This is a genomic window from Flavobacterium flavipigmentatum (assembly GCF_020911905.1).
In the GTDB taxonomy this organism is placed as follows: domain Bacteria; phylum Bacteroidota; class Bacteroidia; order Flavobacteriales; family Flavobacteriaceae; genus Flavobacterium; species Flavobacterium flavipigmentatum.
This window is the reverse complement of record NZ_CP087133.1, coordinates 67,961-90,754: the sequence shown is the minus strand read 5'-3', so window position 1 is coordinate 90,754 and position 22,794 is coordinate 67,961. Positions and strand designations below refer to the sequence as shown.

Sequence of the window (22,794 nt, the reverse complement as noted above, 5' to 3'; positions counted from 1 at the left end):
TTTTTTACAAAAAAAGAAGAAACAATGAGGAATATTGTAGTTATTGGCGGAAGTAAAGGCATCGGAAGTGCCGTTTTATTGCAGCAATTAGAGACAAATAAGGTATATAATATTAGCAGGAGCGCTCCAGATCTTTCGCATCCAAACCTTACTCATTATGGTTTGGATATTTTGCAGGATGATCTTCCGGATATAGAAAACATCGATGCTTTGATTTATTGCCCTGGTTCTATTAATCTAAAACCTATTGCCAGATTAAGTGTTGATGATTTTAGAAATGATTTTGAAATCAATGTGATTGGCGCTGTAAAAGCAATTCAGAAATATTTGCCTGCTTTAAAAAACGGGAACGAGCCTTCTATTGTTTTATTTAGCACCGTGGCTGTAAAATTAGGAATGCCTTTTCATGCAAGTATTGCAACGGCAAAGGCTGGGATAGAAGGTTTGGTAAAGTCGTTAGGGGCAGAGCTGGCTTCTTTTGTTCGTATTAATGCCATTGCGCCGACTATTACAGAAACATCGCTTGCGGCTTCTATTTTAAGAAACGACCGTATGAAAGAAAATATGGTAGAACGTCACCCGATGAAAAGTTATTTAAAACCCGATGAGGTGGCCGGTATGGTTGATTTTTTAATCTCTGAAAAGGCAAAATCTATTTCGGGTCAGATTTTCGAAATGGATTATGGTTTGGTAACTTTTAAAATGTAAACCAGTATGAAAATTCTCTTAACAGGTGCAACAGGTTATATAGGTAAACGTCTTTTGCCGATTTTAGTGGCGCAGGGACATCATGTAATCTGTTGTGTTAGAGATAAAAACAGGTTTTATATACCCGAAGATTTTCAGCAGAATTTAGAAGTTATCGAGGTCGATTTTTTAGAAAAAGATTCATTAAAAGCGATTCCTGAAGCTATTGATGCTGCTTTCTACCTTATTCATTCAATGTCTGGTCCAGATACGAATTATGACGAATTAGAGAGTCAGTCGGCAGCCAATTTCATAGAAAAAATAAATCAGACTCAGGCGCAACAAATCGTTTATTTAAGCGGAATTGTAAACGATAAATCGCTTTCTAAACATTTGTCATCCCGCAAAAATGTCGAAACTATTTTGTCGCAATCCACGGTACCATTAACGACTTTGAGAGCTGGAATTATTGTGGGTTCAGGTAGTGCTTCTTTTGAGATTATCAGAGATTTGGTCAACAAACTTCCGGTCATGATTACGCCCAAATGGCTCAATACCAAATGCCAGCCCATTGCTATAAACGATGTTTTGGAGTTTCTTTCTAAAGCATTACTAAACCCAGCAACGTACCATCAAAATTTTGACATTGGCGGGCCTGATATTCTTACCTACAAAGAGATGTTATTGGGCTTTGCAGAAGCAAAACGCCTCAAGCGATACATTTTTACCGTTCCGGTCATGACGCCAAAACTGTCGTCATATTGGTTGTATTTTGTTACTTCAACGTCTTATAAACTGGCTTCGGCGCTGGTAAGCAGCATGAAAGTGGAAGTTGTTTGCAGCAATCAGCATATCAACAAATTGCTAAACGTCACTCCTATGACGTACAAAGAGGCACTTTCCCGCGCTTTGCAGAAAGTAGACGAAGATAAAGTGGCTTCGAGTTGGAAAGATTCTCTGGTAAGCGGTCGCTTTAAAAGCAATATTTCTGGCTATTTAAAGATTCCGAAAAAGGATTGTTTTATTGACAGGAGAAAAAAAGAAATCGTAAACCTCGAATATACGATCAATAAAATTTGGGCCATAGGTGGAGAAAATGGTTGGTATTACGGTGATTGGCTGTGGAGTTTACGCGGATTTATTGACAAGCTTTTTGGTGGAGTCGGCTCTCGTCGCGGTCGCACCCACAAAAACCAAATTTATTCTGGTGATGCGCTGGACTTTTGGCGTGTTTTGTACGCCAATAAAGAAGAAGGCAAATTGATTTTGTATGCCGAAATGAAACTGCCGGGCGAAGCGTGGCTCGAATTCAAAATCATTCACAACACGCTGTATCAGGCTGCAACCTTTAGGCCAAAAGGTTTTTTAGGAAAATTGTATTGGTATTCAGTGCTGCCATTTCACGGTTTTATTTTCAACGGAATGCTTAATAAATTGATAAAAGAGTAGGAGCTATTTCCTGCTATCCGCTTGTATCTTTTGTTTTTTAAAGAAAAAAACAAAAGGATACCGCTCCTATCAGGGCTATGGCTTTAGTTTTCATAAGGCATTGCGAGGAACGAAGCAATCTCATGCACTATATTCTTGTTAATGAGATTGCTTCGTTCTTCGCAATGAATTCTGCGTAAAAAATTAGAGTTTACTTTAAAATTCCTGCTTTGTATGTTGCAATAGCTCGCTCTCTGGCAAAAGCATGATCAATCATGGGTTTGTTGTAGCCTAAAGAAAATTCCGGAATCCATTTGCGAATGTAAATTCCTTTTTCGTCAAATTTCTTCAACTGAATTTCTGGATTAAAAACTCTAAAATAAGGTGCCGCATCACAACCTGTTCCCGCTGCCCACTGCCAGTTTCCTACATTCGATGCTAATTCGAAATCTAATAATTTTTCAGCAAAATAAGCTTCTCCCCATTGCCAGTCGATGAGCAAATGTTTGCATAAAAAGCTGGCCACGACCATACGCACACGATTGTGCATATAACCCGTTTTGTTTAACTGACGCATACCTGCATCGACCATCGGGTAGCCTGTAGTTCCTGAGCACCAGCGCTTAAAATCGTCTTCGTTATTTTGCCACTCAATACCGTCATACGCCGATTTGAAGTTGCGATTGGCCACATGTGGAAAGCTATAAAGGATCTGAATAAAAAACTCTCTCCAGATCAATTCACTCAAAAAGGTTTGGTTTTTGCGGTTGGCCCAATTGACTAATTTTCGGACACTTACTGTTCCAAAACGTAAATGCGGAGACAAATACGAAGTACTGTCTAAGGCCGGAAAATCGCGTGTTTCTTTATAATTAGCAATCTGACTCAGGTTATGAGGAATAACTTTTATTGAGCTTCTTTCAAAACCAATGTCTGAAAGTTGTGGAAATAAATAGTGGTTTTTAGCAAAATTTGCAAAAAAAGGCTGCGTATCATTTTCGGCAACGCTTCCCAAAATACGATATTGTTCCAGCCATTTGTTTTTGTAAGGCGTGTAGATGGTATAAGGCAACCCATCTGATTTGCTGATTTCTTTTTCTTCAAAAATAACATGATCTTTAAAGGCAAAAGAGCCAACATTGTTTTCTTTTAATAAAGCAGAAATGTCCACATCACGTTTGATGGCATAAGGCTCATAATCTTTATTGAAGAATACGTTCTGAATGTCAAATTCTTCTACCAGCGATTTCCAAACTTCGGCAGTTTTACCTTTTTTTATCAAAATTGAGGCTTGCACTTTGGCAAGTTCTTCATTTATTTTTTGAAGAGAATCATAGATAAAACTCACCCTCGCATCGTTTTGAGGAAGTCTTTCTAGAATTGCATCATCAAAAATAAACACAGGAATGACAGGTAAATCAGATTGCAGGGCGTGAAATAAAGCGGTGTTGTCATCCAGGCGCAAATCACGTCGGAACCAGAAGAAGTTAACTTTTTGTTTCATTATTTTTTTGAGTTGAACAATTCTTCGATTTTATTGTAACGGTAAGCAAAAATGGTTTTTATTTTTTCTCGTACCATAAGTGTGTTCATAATGCGGCCTAAAAATCCTAAAGGCAAGGCGTAGTGTACAACATCGGTCATTTTTACTCCAGTATCCGTAGCTTCAAAAAAGTGTTTGTGGTGCCATAATGCATAAGGGCCAAAACGTTGCTCGTCTACAAAGTATTCGTTTGTTTTGGAAGTAGTGATGATGGTCATCCATGAAATCTTGATGCCCAATAGCGGTTTTAAGGTGTAAGTTATAACTTGTCCTGGATACATTTGTTTATTGTCGTAATCCTGAATTTCGAAACCCATAGTGTCTGGTGTTATCGTTTCGAGGTTTCTAGGGCTTGAGAAAAAATTCCAACATTCTTCTATTGTGGTATTGAGGTGCTGAACTGTTTCTATTTTATAAATTTTCATTGTTCCTGAAAGTTATTTTGTGATCAATAATTGTTTTGAAAAGCATTGTGCGTTAGGGATAGTAGTGGAGCTCTTTTATGGCGGGCTTTTTTGCCTGCCATAAAAAGCGGGAACGAATAGCCCGACCTTTAGGGAACGCCCAAATAGTGCTACATTTTGTAATATTTGAAAGGAACAAACAACATCCCGAAACATTCTCCGTCTTCTTTACCGAGGTGTTTATGGTGTATTTTGTGCGCTTTTCGCAAACCGATGAGGTATTTGTTTTTGGTGTTTTTGAACCATTTAAACCTTTGATGAATCAATACATCGTGAATCATAAAGTAGCAAAATCCGTAGGCCGTGATGCCACAGGCAATAAAAAATAAATAATTGAAGCCGCCGATGACACCAAAATAAAACAGGGTGATGCTGGGAATGGCAAAAATGACAAAGAAAATGTCGTTGCGCTCGAAGGTATTTGCGTATTTTGGCTGATGATGATCGGCGTGAAAATACCACATAAGACCGTGCATGATGTACTTGTGTGTGAGCCAAGTTACACATTCCATAAAGAGAAAAACACCTAGAAATATTAAAAAAGAAATCATTTTGGTATGTGTTGAATTGTTAAAATTGTGATTGAAATATTAAACTAATTTGAGTTTATAAGTTACGAAAGATTGTGCTAAAAGTCCTGCTTTTGTGTAATTTGAAACCCTGATTCTGGAGTTTCCAATTTCGTAATACGGCGTATTTTTGAGTTTTTTTAATAGTTTTTGATAATAAACATACGCTGTGTAAACGCCAAATTTGGCTTCCATAGGCAATTTTACGATACCTTCGTAAGCGACTCTGAAATCTTCTTCGATTTCGGCGATGATGGCCGTTTTGGCATTTTCATCAAATGTTTTTAGGTCAACTCCCGGGAAATAATTTCGGTTTAAAACGAGATTATCATCTTTTAAATCTCTCAGAAAATTTACTTTTTGAAAGGCCGAACCCAATCGCATGGCTTCGCTTTTAAGCTGCTGATATTTCTCTTCATTTCCGTCTACAAATACTTTAAGGCACATTAATCCTACCACATCGGCAGAGCCATAAATATAGTCTTCGTACTCGGATTTGGAGCTGTAAGTCGATTTGATGAGGTCTAATTTCATGCTTTTTAGAAAAGCCTGAATAAGATCATCTGTGATATTGTATTGTCTTACAGTATGCTGGAATGAATTGAGAATAGGGTTAAGGCTAATATTCAATTCGATTGCTTTGTAATACTCTTTTTCAAAATCTTCGATTAAAATTTCTTTATCATAACCATGAAAAGAGTCTACAATTTCGTCTGCAAAACGCACAAATCCATATATACTATAAATGGCGTCGCGAATAGTTGGCGACAGCATTTTTACCGCCAAAGAAAAGGAAGTACTGTAGGTTTTGGTTACCAACTTGCTACATTTAAAGGAAACAGTGTCAAATAATGATTTCATTTTTATTGAGTTCTGATTGATTTCTTAATTAATTCAGCTACTAATTTTCCTGAAATTAAAGCAGGAGGAACACCAGGTCCAGGCACGGTTAATTGTCCTGTAAAATATAAATTTTTTACTTTTTTGCTCTTTAATTTTGGTCGCAGAAAAGCAGTTTGCAAAAGCGTATTTGCCATGCCGTACGCATTTCCTTTGTACGCATTATAGTCTGCCACAAAATCGTTTTTGCAAAATGATTTCTTAAATATAATATTATTTTTTATCTTTTGCTGCGTAAGTTCCTCAAAACGAGTAATTATTTTGTCAAAATATTCTTCTCTTAACTCTTCAGAATCTTCAATCCCGGGAGCCAAAGGAATGAGGAAAAACCCGCTTTCCATTCCGTCAGGTGCGGCAGTTGTATCTGTTTTTGACGGAAAGTTGGCATAAAACAAAGGAGCTTCAGGCCACTTTGGCTTATCGTAAATATCGGAAGCGTGCTGATCAAAATCGACATCAAAAAATAAAGCATGATGACTAATATTCTCTATTTTTTTATCAAAACCTACATAAAAGAGTAAAGACGAAGGGGCGAAAACACGACTGTCCCAGTATTTTTCAGAATAATTGCGATGTTCGGCGTCCAGTAAAGTTTCGGAATGGTGATAATCGGCTCCACTCAAAATAATATCAGCTTTTATTACTTTTCCTTCAATTACAATAGCTGTGGCTGTTTTTTGCTCGACGATTATTTTTTCGATTACCGAGTTGGTTTTGATGGTAACGCCCAATTCAGTAGCGAGTTTTTCCATGCCTCGTACGACGTCAAACATTCCGGTTTTAGGATGCCATGTACCCAAACCAAAATCAGCGTAATTCATAAAATTGTAAAAGGATGGCGTTTTGGTTGGTTTAGCGCCTAAAAAAAGTACCGGAAATTCTAGAATTTGAATTAATCTCTGATTTTTGAACTTCTTTCTAATATCATTACTAACGGTGCCAAAAAACTGATTTAATTTTAATGCCGTTTCAGGTGTTATTAACTCCAGCGGAGAAACACCCGGTCGGTAGACCAAATCTTTTATCGCAACATCATAATTGCTTTTGGCTTGATTGATAAAGTTTTCCAGTTTTTTGCCACTTCCTTTTTCAATACTTTCAAAAGTAGTTTTGATTTCTTCGAGGTTGTCAAAAATACTTACGAAATCATTTACGCCAAAATAAACCCTGTATGCAGGATTTAGCTTAATGAGTTCATAATAATCGGCAGATTTTTTATCAAAATCATTAAAAAACCGTTCGAAGACATCTGGCATCCAGTACCAGCTTGGCCCCATATCAAAGGTAAAACCTTCTTGTTTTAATTGACGGGCTCTTCCGCCAATGGTTTCGTTTTTCTCATAAACAGTTACTTTATGCCCTTGCTGCGCCAAGTAACATGAGGCTGCGAGAGAAGAGAAACCAGATCCTATTATTGCTATTGTCTTTGTCATTTGTTTAACAAATATACAAAAACTTAAAACAAAAAAAATTAAATTTGATTAATTGTTTCATCCATAGAACTGAATATTCGAATTTTCTCTGATAAATTGTCACGATCTATATGTTCTGTCATGCTTCCCATAAGCCAAATTTCGTTATTGCCTTTAAGTAGTTTTTCTTCCATCGTTTTTACATATTGGTTGATAATATTGCGATCGGGCTGGATGGTCATAAAGGAAACAAAGGTGATGTTCTCAAAATGTTTGGTCAGGTCTTCTAGATTTTCTATCGGCATGCTTTCGCCTAAATAAACGGTTTTATAACCTTGAAGCAGAATTTCGTATTGCAGGTATAACAGGCCTATCTCATGTATTTCGTTAAGTGGCAACGAAAGCACAAATACTTTGTCTGTTTTGGTTGGTTTCAGAATTTGTAAACTTTCGGTATGAATGATTATTTTTTGCTTAATTAAATGGCTCATAAAGTGTTCATTGGCAGGTGTGATGGTTTCGGACTGCCATAATAAGCCCAATTCTTTTAATAAAGGAAGAAAATGATCTTTGAAAACCTCTTTGAATGTTTTTTCTGAAATTAGCCAATCAAATGTATTGAAGAAGATTTCCTGATCAAAATTCATCATAGCCATCTTGAAAGAGTTTATAGCGAAATTCTGAGAATTTTTTTTCGAAATGATTTCTCGAATTAATTGTTGAATTTTTTCTTCTGAATAAGTAGCAATTTTTGAAATTTTATAACCATACTGATGCAGTAATGTAATGTTTAATAATTTCTGTAAATTTTTTAAATTATAAAGTCTAATATTGGTGTCCGTTCGCATAGGCTCAAGGATATTGTATCTTTTTTCCCAGATGCGAATAGTGTGTGCTTTAATGCCAGATAAGTTTTCGAGGTCTTTTATACTGAAAACAGTTTTGATATTGTTTATCATTCTTTGTAATTTGATAAACAAATGTAGAATAAAATTTGATAAAAAAAATAAAACCAGACTAAAATGATAGGTGACTAAAGGTTTACTGAGTTGTAATGGTTAAGTTTGTCCAGATGCAAAATCGTTTTTGAGCCATCTTTGCTTCTGTTATACATGGTCTCAAATTTTGCTCCGTAGATAATTTCTTCAAAAGTATACGAAGTTCGAGCTGCAACGGTATTGCTAAACATGTCATCAAAAGTGGTGATGAATACCAGTATTTCGCCATGAGTTTCTTTAAAATCTTCTTCAGTAAAGTTGTACAACGGGCTGCTTTCTGTTATAGGATGAACCAAAGTCCAGCTTAACGAAAGCGCATTAATGCTATTTAATTCCAGATCTAAAGTATAAAAAGCGTTGGTTCTTTTTCCGTCTTCCTCTACGCTCATTCCTAAAGTAATATTGGCTTTTGCATCTGTAAAATTGGTATTTTTAAAAGGAACTAACCGAATCATTAATGCTTTTCCTTCTCCATAAGGCGAAATTAACGCATTGTGCGAGAATTTTAAAAAGGCTGTGGGTTTGCTAAATCTCCCAAAAAATAAACCTGTGGCGATGGCAAAACTCAGTAACCCAATTAATGCCTCTGCCGCTGACAAAGCACTTGTCAGGAAACCTGTTGGGCTGATGTGTCCGTAACCAACTGTAGTAAATGTTTGGGCACTAAAAAAGTAAGCTTGTCCAAATTGCGTCCATTCACTTCCCGATTTTGCGATTCCATCCAGATGCTCAATTCCGATGGCGTAATAGATTACAGCAAAAACAAAATTTATCGAAATATAAAAACTAAATAAGATGAGCATAAACTTCCAGTTGGGCATCTCAATCATGGTATGGTACCAGCTAATGCGGTGTAAAAAATGCATGCCTCTTTTTTCGATATTTGGAGTGCCGTTTTTGTTGACAAATCTTCCACCGTAGCTATTGGCATTGGTTCCAAAGCCCGAGTTTTTGTCTGTTTGCGCTTTATTATTGGCTTTTTTAAGAAGTTCCATTGAAAATTGAAAGTTACTTCGCAAATGTATGAATATCTTTCAAACAAAAGAATACCACTAAACCACAATAAAAAAAACAAAGCAATTTATAAAATTTCTTTTGTAGATTGCTTTGTTTTATAATTGATTTTGAGTGCTATTTGCAGAAAGTTGCTCTGTTTTTTATAGCGCTTTGGCTGCCCAATTCTATTGCTTTAGAAAAATCTTTACAGGCATTTTTTTTGTCTCCAGTTTTATTATATGCCAAACCACGCAAGTTGTAGGCCACATAATCTCTCGGATTCATTTCCAGACATGCAGAGCAATCATCAATTGCTTCGCGATAATTCATCAATTTATAATTGACGTTGGCTCTTCCTGTAAAAGCATCTGTATTCATGGTGTCCAATTCGATTGCTTTGCTAAAATCTTCAAGAGCGCCTTTTAGATCATTGAGTTTTAGTCTGGCGACACCTCTGTTTTGATATGCTTCTCCAAATTTAGAATTCATTTTAATGGCTCGGGTGTAGTCGTCGATGGCGCCTTTTGTGTTGCCTGCTTCGGCTTTTTTCATGGCTTTGTCAAAATAGCCGGTTGCTGATTGTGCCCAACAAGAGCCGGAGATCAGGAATAATAATGATAGTAAGATCTGTTTCATAAAAAATCTAATTTGGGGTTAGGTTGTTTAATTCTAAAACGAATATAGTAAAGATTTGTTTTGTCAGAGAACTTCTTTTGTGAAATATTAATTAAAGAATCTAATGTATTTTGAAATGTATCCTGTTGAAGATTTTTTTTATTAGATAAAATTTATAGTGAGCCTTTAAAAAAAAACGCCAACTTATATAAATGACTATGATATCTATTTTTGCAAGTTAGTATAAAAAAGACTACTAGATACTTTATTAGAGTTTACTTGCTTTATATTTAAGTCTTTTAAGTCGCTGCAGTTAAAGTCTAAAAAAAATATCAATCATATCGTTTGTTTTTTTCGACATTGACCCTTTAATTGATTTATGAAATTATAAATTAGAAACTTTTATAATAAGACTTTAGGGATGATAGCAAGTTTTTGCTTCCATGACTTACTCTGCTCATTTTGATTGTATTGGATGTTGATGCTTTTAATTACTACATGTGTGTCTCTGGAATCATATTTTAAAAAGATTTAAAGAAAGACATTGCTGTAAATTAAGTATTATTTACAACACTTCTAAACAGCAAATCACGAAAGATATTATAAGAATATTAGCTATATTTGTTATGTGAAAAAATATTTATCCATATTGTTTTTATCTGTTTACCTGCTGTCAATAACACAGTTAGGTGAATTATTAAAAGTGCCGCTGATGGTAGAACATTTTGTGGAGCACAAGGAAAAAAACAGTAAACTAACTATTTTGGGTTTTTTACGTCTTCATTATCAAGGTCAAGATGTTTTTGATGACGATTATGAAAAAGACATGAAACTTCCTTTTAAATCACATACTAATATTTGTTGTATTGCCTTTTATCCATTATTACAAGAATTTAAAACAATACAAAAAATAAACTATAAATATAAAAAGGAGAATCTATATTCATATTCCTTTTTGTATTCCTCAACTTTTCTTTCTTCTATCTGGCAACCTCCCAGAAATTGTTAATCGTTTTTTTATAGCTTACAAATTTTCGCAACAAATTGCGTGTTTTGTGCTATGCTTTACTTTTTATAATCACGATTAACACATAAAAGTATGTTAACTAAAATAATTGAGTTTTCCGTAAGGAATAAACTCATCGTAGGGCTTTTTATAATTGCCCTGATGGGCTATGGCACCTACCAAGCCACCCGATTGCCTATTGATGCTGTCCCTGATATAACCAACAATCAGGTCCAGATTATTACAATAGCACCTTCATTTGGCGCGACTGATATCGAGCGATTGGTCACTTTTCCCATAGAACAGGCCAACAGCAATATTTCGGGAATGAAGGAAATTCGCAGCTTTTCCAGATTTGGATTGTCGCTCGTAACGATTGTATTTGATGATGATATTGATATTTATTGGGCACGACAACAAGTTGCAGAACGATTGCAGCAGGTACAAAATGAGATTCCGCAAGGCATTGGAACGCCTACCTTAGGGCCTATATCTACAGGTCTTGGCGAAATTTATCAATATGTGGTGAAACCTAAAAAAGGGTTTGAGCAAAAATTTGATGTAACCGAATTAAGAACGATTCAGGACTGGATCGTCAGACGACAACTTCTTGGTGTAAAAGGCGTTGCTGAGGTAAGTAGTTTTGGCGGTAAGCTAAAGCAATACGAAATCAGCATCAGCCCCGATAAATTGCATGCTTACGGTTTAACGATTAACGATGTTTTTACGGCTGTTCAAAATAACAATCAGAATACAGGGGGTTCTTATATAGAAAAAGGACCAACCGTACTCTACATTCGCAGCGAAGGTCTCATCGGAAACGTTGAAGATATAGAAAACATTGCTATCCAGAATAAAGACAGCGATCTTCCTTTATTTATAAGAGATGTAGCTGAGGTAAAAACGGGTTTTGCAACACGTTACGGCGCCATGTGTTACAATGACGAGGGTGAGGTTTCCGGCGCAATTGTAATGATGTTAAAAGGAGCCAACAGTAGCCAAGTCATTAAGGATGTAAAAGAAAAAATTGCCCAGATACAAAAAACATTACCTGATGGTGTAGAAATTGAACCGTTTCTTGACAGAACAAAAATGGTCAATAATGCCATTGGCACAGTCGAAAAAAACTTGCTCGAAGGGGCCTTAATTGTGGTGTTTGTTCTGGTGTTATTTCTGGGTAATTTCAGGGCTGGATTGCTCGTGGCATCGGTAATTCCGCTGGCCATGTTGTTTGCAATTTGTATGATGAATCTTTTTGGCGTAAGCGGCAATCTGATGAGTCTCGGAGCTTTGGATTTTGGTTTAATTGTAGATGGAGCTGTGATAATTGTAGAAGCCATTATGCATCAGCTTTCGAGTACCAAACAACATAAGGAACACGCTTCTCTAACTTCCGGACAAATGGATAAAACTGTTACAAGCTCGGCAAGTAAAATGATGAATAGCGCCGTTTTTGGGCAAATAATAATATTAATAGTGTATCTGCCAATTTTTACTTTACAAGGTATCGAAGGTAAGATGTTTAAACCAATGGCACAAACAGTCGCTTTTGCTCTGCTTGGCGCTTTTATTTTATCTCTGACTTATATTCCGATGATGAGTGCTTTTTTTCTAAGTAAAAAAACGGTCCATAAAGAAAATGCATCCGATCGAGTGATGAAATATCTTGAAAATGGCTATCAGCACACCTTAAAAAAAGTGCTTCGTTTTCCTAAAGCCGTTTTGGGTACCGTTGTACTTCTTTTTGTCTTGGCCGTGATTACGCTTACTTCGCTCGGAGGGGAATTTATTCCGGCACTTGAAGAGGGAGATTTTGCTGTTGATACTCGAGTGCTTACGGGTAGTAATCTTAATACAACTATAGAAAGTACGCAAAAAGCAGCGCATATTTTAAAAAGTCAGTTTCCTGAAGTATTAAAAGTTGTCACGAAAATTGGGAGTGGAGAAGTGCCTACAGATCCGATGCCAATGGAAGCCAGCGATATGATGGTGATTTTGAAAGATAAAAAAGAATGGACTTCTGCTACAACTTTTAATGAATTGTCGGCAAAGATGAGCAAAGCTCTCGAAGATGTGCCCGGAATTACTACTGGATTTCAATTTCCGGTACAAATGCGTTTTAATGAGTTGATGACCGGAGCAAGACAGGATGTTGTTCTTAAAATATTCGGAGAGAATCTCGATACACTGGCTGTTACAGCAAGTAAATTAGGTAAAATTATTACCACAGTAGACGGAACGGCAAATTTATTTATAGAACCCATTGCAGGTATGCCGCAAGTAATTATAGCCTACAACCGACCTGCAATTGCGCAACATCGTTTGTCAATAGCCGACATCAATAAGGTGATAAATACTGCTTTTGCAGGACAAAGTACGGGATTGGTTTTTGAGCAGGAAAAAAGATTTGATTTGGTCGTACGCTTAAATGCCACTGAAAGAAAAGATATCGATGATATTCAAAATCTTCTAATTCCTACACCAGGCGGCAGTCAGGTTCCTTTGTCGCAACTGGCTACCGTAGAAATTAAGAACGGCCCTAACCAAATACAGCGTGAAGATACAAAACGCAGAATCGTGGTGGGTTTTAACGTAAAAGACAGAGATGTACAAAGCATCGTGAAGGAGCTGCAAGCCAAAGTAGAGAAACAATTAAAGCTACCAACAGGTTATTATGTTACTTACGGTGGTGCTTTTGAAAATTTAAATCAAGCCAAAGATCGTCTTATGATTGCCGTACCTGTTTCGCTGATCTTAATTTTTATTTTACTGTTTTTTGCTTTCAACTCCGTAAAACATGGGTTGCTTATTTATACTGCAATTCCGCTCTCTGCTATTGGAGGGATATTTTTTCTTGCTCTGCGTGGTATGCCTTTTAGCATTAGCGCCGGAGTAGGTTTTATTGCCTTATTTGGTGTAGCCGTTTTAAACGGAATTGTATTAATAGCGGAATTTAACCGACTTAAAAATAATGGCATGAAAAATCTGGTTCAAATTGTTTTAACAGGTACAAAATCAAGACTTCGCCCTGTATTAATGACTGCATTTGTCGCTTCTTTAGGGTTTTTACCAATGGCACTTAGCAACGGTGCTGGTGCAGAAGTACAACGCCCTCTGGCAACAGTAGTAATAGGTGGTTTGCTGGTGGCGACCTTTCTAACTTTGTTTGTATTGCCTTTGCTTTATATTTTGTTCGAAAAAGGATTTAAAACAAAGAATCTAACACAAAAATTAGCAGTTGTAGTGGTTTTCTTTTCTGTACTTTCTGGTGCTCATGCACAGGAAAAAATAAGTTTGGAGACCGCCTTAAAAATGGCAACAGAGCAAAATAATACCATTAAAAACGAAAGACTGAAAACAGCCTATGCTCAAGCACTTATAAAATCGGCTGCTGATATTCCGAAAGCAACCGTTTTTGCAGAAGCAGGACAAATAAATAGTGCCTACAATGATACCCGATTTGGTATTTCGCAAACCATTGCTTTTCCTACTATTTACAAAAAGCAAAAACAGCTTTTATCTGAACAGTGGAAAACGTCAGAATTGAATACTTCGTTAAAAGAACTGGAAACTAAAAAAGCGGTAACAAATGCGTTTTATACTTTTTTATATTTTAAAGAAAAAGAAAAACTACTGCAACAAGCCGATACCCTATTTAGTGATTTTTATGCAAAAGCAAACCTTCGTTTGCAAAAAGGCGAAAGTAATATTCTGGAAAAAACAACTGCCGAAAATCAGCGCAGTGCAATTACCATACAATTGATGCAATTGCAGCAGGAAATACAAGCTAATTTACTGGAACTGCAAATACTTTTAAACTCGCAAGTTTCCGTGATACCTTCGGAAAAAAGTTTAAAATATCCACTTCTTCTGATGAATGGAGGAATTGATAACAATATGCTTTTAAAACTTTCGCAACAGCAGAAAAGTAATGCCATAGCACAAACAGAATTGGAGAAATCCAAATATTGGCCTGACCTTACGATAGGTTATTTTAATAATAGTTTTAGAGGTATGGGACCCGATAATAATTATTATGATGCGAGCAATCGCTTTAGCTCGATACAGGCAGGATTAGGCATACCTATTTTTACAGGAAGCCAAAGTGCTAAAATAAAAGCGTCTAAGGTAGGCGAAAGTATTGCAGAAAACCAGTACGAAATGCAAAGGCAAATTTTACAAACACGCTACAAACAATTAATGGCTACTTATAAAAGCAATAGCGAGGTAACACAGTATTTTGAAGATACAGGTTTAAAAAATGCCACTTTGATTAAAGAGACAGCCAGCAGGCAATTTAGCAATGGCGAAATTAATTTTCTGGATTTTGTAATGGTAGTCAATCAGGCAATTAGTATTCAAAATAATTATTTAGAAGCTGTACGATTATTAAATGAGAGCAGTATCGAACTTAACTTTATCACTTCAAATTAATACATTAGATGAAAAATATATTATTGTTTTTAAGCATGCTATTTGTTGTAAGCGCATGTAAAAACACAACAGAGAATCAGGAAATAGAACAAAAACCGGCTAACGAAAATAGTGTCACACTTACGGATGCACAGTTCAAAAATGCAGGAATATCAACTGAAGAACTAACAGAAAAAAACATCTCTACCACCATAAAACTGAATGGAAAAATAGATGTGCCGCCGCAGAATTTAGTATCTGTAAATGCTCCTATGGGAGGATATTTAATAAACAGTAAGCTCTTACCGGGTATGCATGTAAAAAAAGGAGAAGTTATTGCTACTTTGCAGGATCAGCAGTATGTACAGTTGCAGCAGGATTTTCTCCTAGCAAAATCTAAACTGCATTTTGCAGAGCTCGAATTTGCACGTCAAAAAGATCTTAACCAGACCAAAGCCAGTAGCGACAAGGTTACACAACTAGCCGAATCTGAGGTGAGTAATCTTCATATAACGGTCAATGCTTTATCAGAAAAACTGAAACTGATTAATGTCAATCCGAATAATTTATCGGCAAATAAAATCTCTAAAAGTATCTTGATTTTGAGCGCTGTAACAGGTTTTGTGAGTAAGGTTAATATCAATATTGGCAAATATATCACTCCTGGCGAAGTAATGTTCGAACTTATAGATCCAAGCGACATTCATTTAAATCTTACTGTTTTTGATAAGAACATTGCACAGCTCGCCATCGGACAAAGAGTAATAGCGTACAGTAATGCGGCACCTAACAAAAAGTATGAATGCACCATTATATTAATTAATAAAGACATTAATGCTACAGGAAATACAGAGGTTCATTGCCATTTTTCAAAATATGACAAATACCTTTTGCCGGGAATGTATATGAATGCTGAAATTGAGACCACAGCTGGTCTTGCCAATGCATTACCAGAATTAAGTATTGTAAATTTTGAAAATAAAGAGTATGTCTTTGTAGAATCAGGTAAGCACCAGTACGAAATAACAGAAGTTACCACAGGTGAAAAAGAAAATGGGTATTTAGAAATTTTAAACCCTAAAAAACTTAAAAACAAAAAAATAGTTACCAATGGAGCTTATACTCTTTTGATGAAAATGAAGAATAAAGAAGAATAAAATAATAACAATTTTTAAAAAAAATAGTATGAACGAAGCGCATTATCACTTAGTATTGAATCACTTGCCTATTATTCTCCCAATTGTAGGTTTGATGGTCATCATCGGCGGATTTATTGTAAAGTCTGAAATTATAAAAAGAACAGCTTATTGCATCTTTATATTTGGTGCACTGACAGCTTTTGCAGCTATGGCAACAGGAGAAGGGGCCGAAGAAGTTGTAGAACAAATGGATGGAATTTCTAAAAGTATAATTCATGAACATGAAGAAAAAGCAGAATTGCTGGCTCTTTTATCGTATGTATTGGGCATAATCTCTGTACTAGCATTGTGGAGCAACTGGAAAGGAAAATCGTATTCAAATTATGTTGCTTACGCCGTGATTGTCTGCTCATTTATAGTTTTATTCTTTGCACAACAAACGGGTACAACTGGTGGTGAAATCAGACATTCTGAAATTAGATAAACGGTAGAATTATGGAAAATGAAAATCATTATATCAACAGAAGCGGCTGGCTCAGGGCAGCCGTTTTAGGAGCCAACGACGGAATTTTATCCACAACCAGTTTAGCCATTGGAGTTGCAGCAGCAAGTGTTACTAGAGAGCCTATTTTATTGGCATCGGTAGCAGGTTTGGTGGCTGGAGCACTCTCGATGGCGGCTGGCGAATATGTTTCGGTAAGTTCTCAGGCTGATGTAGAAAAAGCAGATTTGAAACGTGAAAAAATGGAACTCGAAACGGTTCCAAAATCCGAACTTGAAGAATTGGCTCAAATTTACGTTAAGCGAGGATTAAACAAAGAACTAGCCCAACAGGTTGCCAAAGAACTTACTTCTTTTGATGCGCTTGGGGCGCATGCAAGAGATGAATTAGGAATCAATGAAATCACCCAGGCTTATCCGTTAACTGCTGCTTTTGCTTCGGCGGTTTCATTTGTAATAGGAGGTTTATTGCCGCTTATGGTAGCCATTTTTGCCCCTATAAAAGAAATGGTTTTTTACCAATACGGATTTTCGATACTCTTTTTGGCCTTTTCGGGAATGTTAGCCGCCAAAGCTGGTGGTTCAAATGTTTTAAAAGCGATAATCCGTATTTGCATTTGGGGCACTTTTGCAATGGCGATGTCGGCTCTTGTTGGTTATCTTTTTGGTGTTCAAACTGGTTAAAAATGAATGAATTAAGCTTATTTTAAAAATTAATCGAATCTTAAGCAAATAAAAAAAATAAACCTATTTACTATTCGTTATTTCGTAAGTATCTAAAAACAATCTACAAAATGAAACTAATTGCATTATTCCTTTTTTTTACAGTGCTTCCTATTAATTGGGAACCCGACTTTAATAATGCCAAAAAAAAGGCAAAGGAAAAAAATGAATTAATCTTGCTGAACTTTTCTGGTTCGGACTGGTGCGGCCCCTGTATTGTATTGCGAAGGGATTATCTTGAAAGTTCTGTTTTCTCGGACATGGCAGATAAAAATTTAATTTTAGTGAATGCTGATTTCCCCAGAAAAAAGAAAAATATCGGTACTCCTGAGCAAGTAAAACGCAATGAGGATTTAGCCGAGAGATACAACAAAGAAGGAAGTTTTCCGCTCACGTTGCTTCTTGATGCCGATGGCAAAGTAATCAAAACCTGGAATGGAAAACCAGAAACCAGTCCAGAAGAGTGGACTGCCGAAATAAAAGCAATCTGTGATAGTAGAAAATAACATACAGAAAAAACAAAAATATTCGCAATCCCTGAAACTCATGGGAAACAACTTTACGATTACAGTTGTGGCTCAAAATGAGAAGATAGGCAATGAGAATATTCAGCTTGCTATTGAAGAAATCAGGCGAATTGAAAAACTCCTGACGACATACAAGGAGGATAGTCAAACCAATCTGATTAACCAAAATGCTGGTATTGGGCCTGTAAAAGTTGATGCAGAAGTTTTTAATCTTATCGAAAGATGCCTCGGTATATCGAGAATTACTCAAGGTGCTTTTGATATTTCTTATGGTAGTATAGACAAAAGTCTTTGGAATTTTGATCAATCCATGACCCGGCTTCCTGATGCAGAAACGGCTTTAAAAATGGTACATCTTATTGATTACCGAAACATTATCCTTGACAAAGATAACACAACTGTATTTCTGAAAGAAAAAGGAATGCGTATTGGTTTTGGAGGAATAGGAAAGGGATATGCCGCCGAAATGGCGAAACAAACCTTACTTGAAAATCATGTTGAAAGCGGAATCATTAATGCTAGTGGTGACCTTTCGGCTTGGGGAATGCAGCCTAATGGCAAAAAATGGACGATTGGCGTAGCAGATCCAGATGCTCCAAATGCGGCATTTTCGTATATGGAAATATCTAATAAAGCAGTCGCTACTTCTGGAAATTATGAAAAGTTCGTGACCATTCAAGGCAAAAAATATTCGCATACCATAGATCCAAAAACAGGCTTACCTATTACAGGCATTAAAAGTGTTACTATTATCGCTTCAAATGCAGAATTTGCAGATGCAATGGCAACTCCAATAGCTGTTATGGGCATCAAAGCGGGATTGTATTTAATAGATCAGATACCCGATTTATATTGTATTATCATTGACGACAACAATAAAATTTATACGTCTAAAAACATAAATTTAAAATGAAAAAGCCAAAGCAAAAAAAAATCGCATTCTTATGTAGCATTGTTTTTACAGGCATGTTGCTTACTTCTTGCACTTCGGTAAAAGAATACCAAAAAGGCAAAATTAACGATTCTGAAATGGTGCTTTCTAACAGAAAAATCGAAAAAACAGAACTCAGTTTTCAATCCTACCGTGAAGGCGCTTCCGGAGCAAATGCAGGTAAAAGCGGCGGTGGCTGTGGTTGCAACTAATTCTTATTCGATAAAAAAATGAAAAGAATATTTATTACAGGACTTGCTTTGTTGGGACTTTTTCAGGCAAGAGCACAAAATGTGCCTACAGATTCTACAAGTTATAAAAGCAAAAAATTAAAAATAGAAGAAGTAAATCTAGTTTCTAGTTATTACACGCAAGACGGAAACAATGCTGCTGTTACCGGAGGGATAGGTTCTCAGCACCTTACTGATATCGCCAATACTATTGATGTAAAATTGGTAAAGTACGGAGAAACAGGTATCAAGCATACTTTTGATATTGAAGCGGGTATCGATCATTATACCTCTGCTTCTTCAGATATGATTGATTTGAGTGCCAATTCATCAGCATCTTCAGGAGACAATCGTTTTTATCCTTCCTTAACTTATATCAGAGAAAACGAAGAAAAAGGGCAGACTTTAGCCGTTGGAGTTTCGTCTTCAACGGAGTTTGATTACCAATCTTTTGGAGGGAATATTAGTTTTTCTAAAAAAACAAAAGACAAAAACGGAGAATTTACAGCCAAATTGCAAACCTTTATTGATCAGTTAAAACTTATCGAACCCATTGAGCTTCGAACTCCCGGAGGAGGAGGTTACGATAGTGCCAGCCGAAATACTTTTGCAGGGACCTTGAGCTATTCTCAAATTATAAACCAAAGATTGCAAGTAATGCTGGTTGGAGACATTATTAGCCAAAATGGTTATTTAAGCCTTCCTTTTCATAGAGTTTATTTTACCGATGGATCTGTTCATCAGGAAAAAATGCCCGATACAAGGCTAAAAATTCCTTTGGGACTTAGAGCGAGTTATTTTGTAGGTGACAATGTAATTATTAGGGCGTATTACCGATATTATACTGATGACTGGAATTTGCAAGCGCATACGGCCGATCTTGAAATTCCTGTAAAATTAACTCAGGCTTTTTCATTGAGTCCGTTTTACAGATATTATTCCCAAACAGGGGCCAAATATTTTAAGCCCTACGGAGCGCATACTGCTGCTGATGAATATTACACGAGCAACTATGATTTGTCTAAGTTTGACAGTAGCTTTTTTGGAATGGGGATGAAATTTACGCCTCCTAACGGAGTATTCGGGCTTAAACACTGGAATACCTTAGAGATTCGTTACGGACATTATACCAGAACAACCAACATGACTTCGGATATTATTAGCATCAATATCAAATACAAGTAGTCAAGAGTAGTAACTGAACTACAGGCTGCAAAAAAATGATAATTGTATACGATTTCATTAATACAACCGATCAATTATATTTTGGTATAATTGATTCGGTTTTTTTATTGTTATGACCATTGTTTTGCTTCTAAGTTTTGAATACAATAACATTTCCTCTTTTTAGTAATTTATAGTCAAAATAGCAAGTGTTCAGCGTATGAAAACTACAAATAAGCTCCTGATTTCAGCGGTTAGATTACTTTTTATTTCGTTGTTTTATAACCTACATTTACTTAGAATACAATCATTTTTGTTGAGGATAATTCTTATATTCGTTAAAAAAATAATACTCAAATTCAAACCTTATACTGAAATAAAAAAGGTAAATATTTGTACAAATTCAATCACAAGTAAATGCTAATCGGTTGTAATTTTACATCCTAATACTAGCACTAGATACACAATATTAATAGTAATGATTTTTATATCTAAATGAAACATTTTTTTAAACAAGCTCTTATTGCCAGTACAATTTTATATAGTTCATACAATTCTTTCGCACAAATAAAAGAAGATTATCAAACAAAAATAGACCGCTTAATTCAAGTAACCGATCCAAGAAGTTTTAACGGTGTGGTTTTTATACAACAAAACGGAAAAATAAAATACGAAAAAGCATACGGCTATGCTGATTACAACAAAAAATCAGTATTAAAAATTTCTGATAAATTTTCTACAATGTCAATTGCCAAACAAATTACGGCAACACTTGTTTTGCAAGAAGTAGAAAAAGGAACGATTGATTTACAAATACCTATTCGTAAATATTTACCAGATTGTAAATATTCTTGGGCAGATACTATTACTGTTCACCACTTACTTAACAATACCTCTGGCTTGAGTAGCGACGATATTGAGAAACCTTTAAAGTTTGTTCCAGGAACAGCTTTTAATTACTCAAATATGGGTTATTATGTAGCAGGACAAGTTTTAGAAAAGCAAAGTGGCAAGAGTTTTCAGCAATTAGTCACTGCTTTATTTAAAAAATGTAAAATGACAAACAGTTATTATCCTAATAAAATAACTAGTAAATTTTTAACAAAAGGACATTCGATAAAAAAAGATGGAAGTTTTAAATTGAATGAACAATTGAATTTTGATGCGTCTAATTATTTTGGCAGTCATTTAATAGTTTCGGCTCCGGATTTAGCAAAATGGAATGCATGTTTACATGCTGGAAAGTTGCTAAAACCCGCTACTTACAAAATGATGACCACTTATTCTATAACCAACACACACCAACTTTTTAGTAAAACACCTATCGGATATGGTTACGGGTTAAGAATAAATGACAAAGACAGTATAATGGAGATTGGTCATACAGGTTATCATCCAAGTGAAGGATTTACAGCGGTCAATTTATATTATCCAAAAACTAAAACCAGCGTTATTGTCATAGAAAATCAAGCAAATGAAAATTTTGAGAATGCCTATTATTTTCAAAAAGAAATTAGAAAAATTATTAGAGAAAGTAAGCTTTTAGAATAAGTTATAGCTCTAAAATATATATATTCTTTATCGCTCTTTTATATCATCGCCCATTTTAAAGCGCCATTTTTTTAATTAAAAGAATTTCTAAACTCTAAAGGAGAAACGCCTCTTTTAGCTTTAAACAATTTGCTAAAGGAAGGAGAGTGCTCAAATCCCAACTGAAAAGCAATCTCTGAAATAGATAAATTGGTAGTTGATAATTTTTCTTTTGCTTTTTCTATCAATTTATTATGAATATGTTGTTGTGTGCTTTGTCCGGTCAATACTTTGAGCATCGAACTTAAATAATTGGGTGATACATGTAGCGTTTCGGCAATACTATTGACTGTTGGTAAACTTTTTATTGTTACATCATCATGTTCAAAATAAGTATCTAATAATGCTTCCAGACGAGTTAAAATTTGGTGATTACTAATTTTTCGGGTTAGAAACTGGCGATTGTAAAATCTATCAGCATACTTTAGTAATAACTCTAATTGTGCAATAATTAAATCTTGACTGAACGAGTCAATATTAGATTGGTACTCTTGTTTGATATTCTGTAACATATTGATAATACTGGTTTCTTCTTTTTCTGAAAGAAACAAAGCCTCGTTTATGGAGTAGTCAAAATAATCGTATTTTTTTATTTTTTGTGCCAAACTTGTTCCCCATAAAAAATCAGGATGAACAAGCAACATCCATCCTGTAGTTTGAAAAACCTTACTTTTCTCAGCTTCTATACTGAAAATTTGTCCTGGAGCAATAAAAAACAAAATACCTTCATCAAAATCGTATTTTTGTTGGCCGTATTTAATTTTACCATTAATATTTCGTTTTAGAGCAATTGAATAAAAATCCATAGACCAACTAATCGGACTTTCTTCACCCGAATACTTCATTTCTTCAAAATTGATTAAACTGATTAAGGGATGTTCAGGCTGAGGTAACCCTCTGTATCGATGGTACTCACTAATGGTTTTAAATTTATGAATTGGATTGCTTTTCATTTCTC

21 protein-coding genes are annotated in these 22,794 nt (G+C 35.6%); 12 read left to right on the top strand and 9 right to left on the bottom strand.

Translation table 11 applies throughout. From position 1 onward, the window contains the following. The first annotated feature begins 24 nt into the window (after positions 1-24). A complete protein-coding gene (locus LNP22_RS00445) occupies positions 25-708 on the top strand; it encodes an SDR family NAD(P)-dependent oxidoreductase (RefSeq protein WP_229974819.1) in 684 nt (227 codons plus the stop codon). 6 nt (positions 709-714) lie between these two features. Next, positions 715-2,136 carry an SDR family oxidoreductase gene (locus LNP22_RS00440; protein ID WP_229974818.1) on the top strand — a complete coding sequence of 474 codons (1,422 nt, stop codon included), beginning with the start codon at positions 715-717 and terminating at the stop codon, positions 2,134-2,136. Positions 2,137-2,326: 190 nt separating this feature from the next. Here LNP22_RS00440 and LNP22_RS00435 read toward each other — a convergent pair whose 3' ends face one another. The 8 genes from LNP22_RS00435 to LNP22_RS00400 form a co-directional block, all read right to left on the bottom strand. Beyond that, positions 2,327-3,622 carry a cryptochrome/photolyase family protein gene (locus LNP22_RS00435; RefSeq protein WP_229976336.1) on the bottom strand — a complete coding sequence of 432 codons (1,296 nt, stop codon included), beginning with the start codon at positions 3,620-3,622 and terminating at the stop codon, positions 2,327-2,329. After that, a complete protein-coding gene (locus tag LNP22_RS00430; RefSeq protein ID WP_210666806.1) occupies positions 3,619-4,083 on the bottom strand; it encodes an SRPBCC family protein in 465 nt (154 codons plus the stop codon). Before LNP22_RS00430 ends, LNP22_RS00435 begins: the two co-directional genes overlap by 4 nt. 149 nt (positions 4,084-4,232) lie before the next feature. Beyond that, the gene (locus LNP22_RS00425; RefSeq protein WP_229974817.1) at positions 4,233-4,673 is read right to left on the bottom strand and encodes a sterol desaturase family protein; all 441 of its coding nucleotides are present in this window, start codon (positions 4,671-4,673) and stop codon (positions 4,233-4,235) included. Positions 4,674-4,712: 39 nt separating this feature from the next. After that, complete coding sequence (locus LNP22_RS00420; RefSeq protein WP_229974816.1) at positions 4,713-5,552, bottom strand: phytoene/squalene synthase family protein; 840 nt, start codon at positions 5,550-5,552, stop codon at positions 4,713-4,715. Positions 5,553-5,554: 2 nt separating this feature from the next. Further along, positions 5,555-7,024, bottom strand: coding sequence for a phytoene desaturase family protein (locus tag LNP22_RS00415; RefSeq protein WP_229974815.1), 1,470 nt, complete (start codon positions 7,022-7,024; stop codon positions 5,555-5,557). Between the two features lie 38 nt (positions 7,025-7,062). After that, the gene (locus tag LNP22_RS00410) at positions 7,063-7,962 is read right to left on the bottom strand and encodes a MerR family transcriptional regulator (RefSeq protein WP_229974814.1); all 900 of its coding nucleotides are present in this window, start codon (positions 7,960-7,962) and stop codon (positions 7,063-7,065) included. Positions 7,963-8,036: 74 nt separating this feature from the next. Then, positions 8,037-8,996, bottom strand: a complete 960-nt coding sequence (locus LNP22_RS00405) for an ion channel (RefSeq protein WP_229974813.1) — start codon at positions 8,994-8,996, stop codon at positions 8,037-8,039. Between the two features lie 136 nt (positions 8,997-9,132). Next, entirely contained in the window at positions 9,133-9,633 is a 501-nt protein-coding gene (locus tag LNP22_RS00400) for a tetratricopeptide repeat protein (RefSeq protein WP_229974812.1), read from the bottom strand. A 691-nt stretch (positions 9,634-10,324) separates the two neighbouring features. Between LNP22_RS00400 and LNP22_RS00395 the strand changes: the two genes are divergently transcribed. The 10 genes from LNP22_RS00395 to LNP22_RS00350 all read left to right on the top strand — a co-directional run bounded on the left by LNP22_RS00395 (position 10,325) and on the right by LNP22_RS00350 (position 21,797). Then, positions 10,325-10,621: a hypothetical protein gene (locus LNP22_RS00395; protein WP_229974811.1), complete on the top strand. Its 297-nt coding sequence runs from the start codon at positions 10,325-10,327 to the stop codon at positions 10,619-10,621. A gap of 90 nt (positions 10,622-10,711) precedes the next feature. Then, positions 10,712-15,052, top strand: coding sequence for a CusA/CzcA family heavy metal efflux RND transporter (locus tag LNP22_RS00390; protein WP_229974810.1), 4,341 nt, complete (start codon positions 10,712-10,714; stop codon positions 15,050-15,052). 8 nt (positions 15,053-15,060) lie between these two features. After that, positions 15,061-16,188 carry an efflux RND transporter periplasmic adaptor subunit gene (locus LNP22_RS00385; RefSeq protein ID WP_229974809.1) on the top strand — a complete coding sequence of 376 codons (1,128 nt, stop codon included), beginning with the start codon at positions 15,061-15,063 and terminating at the stop codon, positions 16,186-16,188. A gap of 28 nt (positions 16,189-16,216) precedes the next feature. Beyond that, a complete protein-coding gene (locus tag LNP22_RS00380; protein ID WP_229974808.1) occupies positions 16,217-16,654 on the top strand; it encodes a hypothetical protein in 438 nt (145 codons plus the stop codon). An 11-nt stretch (positions 16,655-16,665) separates the two neighbouring features. Next, positions 16,666-17,355 (top strand): VIT1/CCC1 transporter family protein, encoded by a 690-nt coding sequence (locus tag LNP22_RS00375; protein WP_229974807.1) that lies wholly within the window; start codon positions 16,666-16,668, stop codon positions 17,353-17,355. Positions 17,356-17,465: 110 nt separating this feature from the next. Further along, a complete protein-coding gene (locus LNP22_RS00370; protein ID WP_229974806.1) occupies positions 17,466-17,900 on the top strand; it encodes a thioredoxin family protein in 435 nt (144 codons plus the stop codon). A 40-nt stretch (positions 17,901-17,940) separates the two neighbouring features. After that, complete coding sequence (locus tag LNP22_RS00365; protein ID WP_229974805.1) at positions 17,941-18,834, top strand: FAD:protein FMN transferase; 894 nt, start codon at positions 17,941-17,943, stop codon at positions 18,832-18,834. Positions 18,835-18,887: 53 nt separating this feature from the next. After that, positions 18,888-19,064, top strand: a complete 177-nt coding sequence (locus LNP22_RS00360) for a DUF4266 domain-containing protein (RefSeq protein WP_229976335.1) — start codon at positions 18,888-18,890, stop codon at positions 19,062-19,064. A gap of 18 nt (positions 19,065-19,082) precedes the next feature. Then, complete coding sequence (locus LNP22_RS00355) at positions 19,083-20,267, top strand: DUF3570 domain-containing protein (protein WP_229974804.1); 1,185 nt, start codon at positions 19,083-19,085, stop codon at positions 20,265-20,267. 474 nt (positions 20,268-20,741) lie between these two features. Next, the gene (locus LNP22_RS00350) at positions 20,742-21,797 is read left to right on the top strand and encodes a serine hydrolase domain-containing protein (protein ID WP_229974803.1); all 1,056 of its coding nucleotides are present in this window, start codon (positions 20,742-20,744) and stop codon (positions 21,795-21,797) included. 71 nt (positions 21,798-21,868) lie between these two features. On the opposite strand, the gene LNP22_RS00345 is transcribed toward LNP22_RS00350, so the two are convergent. Then, complete coding sequence (locus tag LNP22_RS00345; RefSeq protein ID WP_229974802.1) at positions 21,869-22,789, bottom strand: helix-turn-helix domain-containing protein; 921 nt, start codon at positions 22,787-22,789, stop codon at positions 21,869-21,871. Positions 22,790-22,794: the final 5 nt, after the last annotated feature.

Coding starts and splice junctions, on each gene's coding strand:
- LNP22_RS00380 (WP_229974808.1), top strand. CDS start 16,217: ATGAACGAAGCGCATTATCACTTAGTATTGAATCACTTGCCTATTATT.
- LNP22_RS00440 (WP_229974818.1), top strand. CDS start 715: ATGAAAATTCTCTTAACAGGTGCAACAGGTTATATAGGTAAACGTCTT.
- LNP22_RS00390 (WP_229974810.1), top strand. CDS start 10,712: ATGTTAACTAAAATAATTGAGTTTTCCGTAAGGAATAAACTCATCGTA.
- LNP22_RS00410 (WP_229974814.1), bottom strand. CDS start 7,962: ATGATAAACAATATCAAAACTGTTTTCAGTATAAAAGACCTCGAAAAC.
- LNP22_RS00375 (WP_229974807.1), top strand. CDS start 16,666: ATGGAAAATGAAAATCATTATATCAACAGAAGCGGCTGGCTCAGGGCA.
- LNP22_RS00405 (WP_229974813.1), bottom strand. CDS start 8,996: ATGGAACTTCTTAAAAAAGCCAATAATAAAGCGCAAACAGACAAAAAC.
- LNP22_RS00355 (WP_229974804.1), top strand. CDS start 19,083: ATGAAAAGAATATTTATTACAGGACTTGCTTTGTTGGGACTTTTTCAG.
- LNP22_RS00420 (WP_229974816.1), bottom strand. CDS start 5,552: ATGAAATCATTATTTGACACTGTTTCCTTTAAATGTAGCAAGTTGGTA.
- LNP22_RS00350 (WP_229974803.1), top strand. CDS start 20,742: ATGAAACATTTTTTTAAACAAGCTCTTATTGCCAGTACAATTTTATAT.
- LNP22_RS00365 (WP_229974805.1), top strand. CDS start 17,941: ATGGGAAACAACTTTACGATTACAGTTGTGGCTCAAAATGAGAAGATA.
- LNP22_RS00395 (WP_229974811.1), top strand. CDS start 10,325: ATGGTAGAACATTTTGTGGAGCACAAGGAAAAAAACAGTAAACTAACT.
- LNP22_RS00400 (WP_229974812.1), bottom strand. CDS start 9,633: ATGAAACAGATCTTACTATCATTATTATTCCTGATCTCCGGCTCTTGT.
- LNP22_RS00385 (WP_229974809.1), top strand. CDS start 15,061: ATGAAAAATATATTATTGTTTTTAAGCATGCTATTTGTTGTAAGCGCA.
- LNP22_RS00415 (WP_229974815.1), bottom strand. CDS start 7,024: ATGACAAAGACAATAGCAATAATAGGATCTGGTTTCTCTTCTCTCGCA.
- LNP22_RS00370 (WP_229974806.1), top strand. CDS start 17,466: ATGAAACTAATTGCATTATTCCTTTTTTTTACAGTGCTTCCTATTAAT.
- LNP22_RS00445 (WP_229974819.1), top strand. CDS start 25: ATGAGGAATATTGTAGTTATTGGCGGAAGTAAAGGCATCGGAAGTGCC.
- LNP22_RS00360 (WP_229976335.1), top strand. CDS start 18,888: ATGTTGCTTACTTCTTGCACTTCGGTAAAAGAATACCAAAAAGGCAAA.
- LNP22_RS00430 (WP_210666806.1), bottom strand. CDS start 4,083: ATGAAAATTTATAAAATAGAAACAGTTCAGCACCTCAATACCACAATA.
- LNP22_RS00425 (WP_229974817.1), bottom strand. CDS start 4,673: ATGATTTCTTTTTTAATATTTCTAGGTGTTTTTCTCTTTATGGAATGT.
- LNP22_RS00345 (WP_229974802.1), bottom strand. CDS start 22,789: ATGAAAAGCAATCCAATTCATAAATTTAAAACCATTAGTGAGTACCAT.